This window comes from Nocardia sp. NPDC004722 (genome assembly GCF_053601505.1).
Window position 1 is genome coordinate 1 of record NZ_JBSGBY010000925.1, and the last position, 2,246, is coordinate 2,246.

Sequence of the window (2,246 nt, forward strand, 5' to 3'; positions counted from 1 at the left end):
CCGGCGAGGCCGCCGAATTCGTGGCCGCCACCGGCGTGGACGCCCTGGCCGTCGCGGTCGGCTCGGTGCACGCCATGCACACCCGCGACGCCGCGCTCGACGATGCCCTGATCGCCGCGCTGGCCGAAACCCTGTCCGTCCCATTGGTGCTGCACGGTTCCTCCGGCGTCCCGGACGAGGGTCTGCGCTCGGCAGTCCGCCACGGCATGACGAAGATCAATATCGGCACCCGCCTCAATATCGCCCTCACCGACGCGGTCCGCACCGCCCTCGCCGACTCCCCCGCCGTCTCGGATCCCCGGAAGTACCTGGGCCCCGGCCGAACCGGCATCGAGCGGAATGTCGCGCACTTCCTCGGTGTGCTGGCCGGTTGACCCGGGCCTCACACCAGATCGACACGCACTCCCGCGTCGCGGATCTCGGCGACCACCCCGGCGTCGGCGTCGACATCGGTGACCAGCCGGGAGACCTGGCCGATATCGCAGATCTTGGCCAGCGCGGCGCGTCCCACCTTGTCCGAGGTCGCCACCACGACGACCTCGCCCGAGCGGCGCACCATCTCGGAGCTGACCCCGGCCTCGCCGAGGTGGCGGCACTGCGCCCCACCCTCGGCCGAGATCGCGTTGACCCCCAATATCAGTGTGTCCAACCGCAGTTCGGCCAGAGACCGCTCGGCCAGCGGCCCGTAGAGCTCGTACGACTCCCGGCGCGCCGTCCCGCCCAGGCAGATGGTGCGCAGATGCGGCCGCAGCACCAGCTCCGCCGCGATATTCAAAGCATTCGTGACGATGGTGAGCTGACCATCCCCCGACCCGGTCAGGTCGGACCGCCCCGCGAGCGCCCGGGCCATCGCCGTCGTGGTCGTACCGCCGTTGATGCCGACCACGCGGCCCGGTTCCACCAGTGCCGCCGTGTAATCCGCGATGCGCTGCTTGGCTTCGTCGCCGTGCCGGTAGCGGACCGGCAGGTCGTAGGCCACCGCGCTGGCCACGATGCCGCCGTGCGTGCGGGTGGCCAACTGCTGCTCGGCGAGCGCGGTGAAGTCGCGTCGCACGGTCGCCATGGAGACGCCGAGTCGCTCGGCGGCATCCTCCACCGACAGCCGCCCGGTCTCGGCGAGCAACTCCAGCAATCGGTTCCAGCGCTGGGACCGGTCGATCGCGCCGGTCATCGCGCGGCCTCGGCGCGCGATGCGGCGGCCCGGGGCTGATCGGTCAGGGCGGAGTGGAGGGCAACAGGCACGCGCTCAACAGTAGAGAGCGCGCGCCCGCCGTCCACTGTCCGGTACGGCCGGGCGCGCTCACCGGTACAGGTCGTCGATTTCCGTGGCGTACTTCGCGTGGATCGACTTGCGCTTCAAGGACATCTTCGGGGTGAGTTCGTCGCCGCCCGGCTCCCAGGTCACAGGCAGGACCGTGAACTTCTTGATCTGCTCGACGCGCGAGAGCCGGGCATTGGCCGCGGCCATGCCCTCCTCGAGTACGGCCCGCACCCCCGGGTCCTGCGCGAGCACCGCCGGTGCGGCGTCGGCCAGACCGTACTGCCGCGCGTGGGCGGCGCACGCGTCCGGGTCGAGCGTCAGCAGCGCGGTCACGTACTTGCGGTCGTCGCCGATGGCGATGACCGCCCCGACCAGCGGGCAGCTGACCTTCACCGCCCCTTCGATATTCGACGGGGACATGTTCTTGCCCGCCGCGTTGATGAGGAGTTCCTTCTTGCGGTCGACAATGCGGACGTAGCCGTCGGCGTCGATGGTGCCGATATCGCCGGTGTGCATCCAGCCGTCCGCGTCGATGGCGGCGGCGGTCTGTTCCGGGTCGCCCCGGTAGCCGCGCATCACCAGCGGGCCGCGGACCAGCAGTTCACCGTCCGCCGCGAGGGTGACTTCGGTGCCGGGCAGCGCGGTGCCGACGGTGCCGACCCGGATGGCGTCCGGCCGGTTGACCGTGGCCGCCGCGGACGTCTCAGTCATGCCCCACGCCTCGCACACCGGGATACCCAGGCCGACGAAGAACAGCAGGGCTTCCGGCGCGATCGGCGACGCGCCGGTGACCGCGCCCCGCACCCGATCCATTCCCATCCGCGCGCGCTGCGACGCCAGCACCAGCCGATCGGCGACCAGATGCCGGGCCCGCAGCGCCGCGGGAATCGGCGTACCCTCCGAGCGACGCCGCGCGACCTCGATCCCGGTGCCGATCGCCCACTCCGCGAGCCTTCGCTTGGCCAGATGTTGTTGCGCCACCAGG

At 71.3% G+C, this 2,246-nt stretch carries 3 protein-coding genes; 1 reads left to right on the plus strand and 2 read right to left on the minus strand.

The window, feature by feature from the left end:
* Positions 1-374: class II fructose-bisphosphate aldolase (locus ACWELQ_RS44115; protein ID WP_452402917.1), on the plus strand; the 374-nt coding region annotated here is incomplete at its 5' end.
* A gap of 8 nt (positions 375-382) precedes the next feature.
* On the opposite strand, the gene ACWELQ_RS44120 is transcribed toward ACWELQ_RS44115, so the two are convergent.
* Together ACWELQ_RS44120 and ACWELQ_RS44125 are read right to left on the minus strand one after the other, a co-directional pair.
* Positions 383-1,171, minus strand: a complete 789-nt coding sequence (locus tag ACWELQ_RS44120) for a DeoR/GlpR family DNA-binding transcription regulator (RefSeq protein ID WP_452402918.1) — start codon at positions 1,169-1,171, stop codon at positions 383-385.
* A gap of 129 nt (positions 1,172-1,300) precedes the next feature.
* On the minus strand, positions 1,301-2,246 hold a 946-nt coding region (locus ACWELQ_RS44125; RefSeq protein ID WP_452402919.1), incomplete at its 5' end, for an AMP-dependent synthetase/ligase.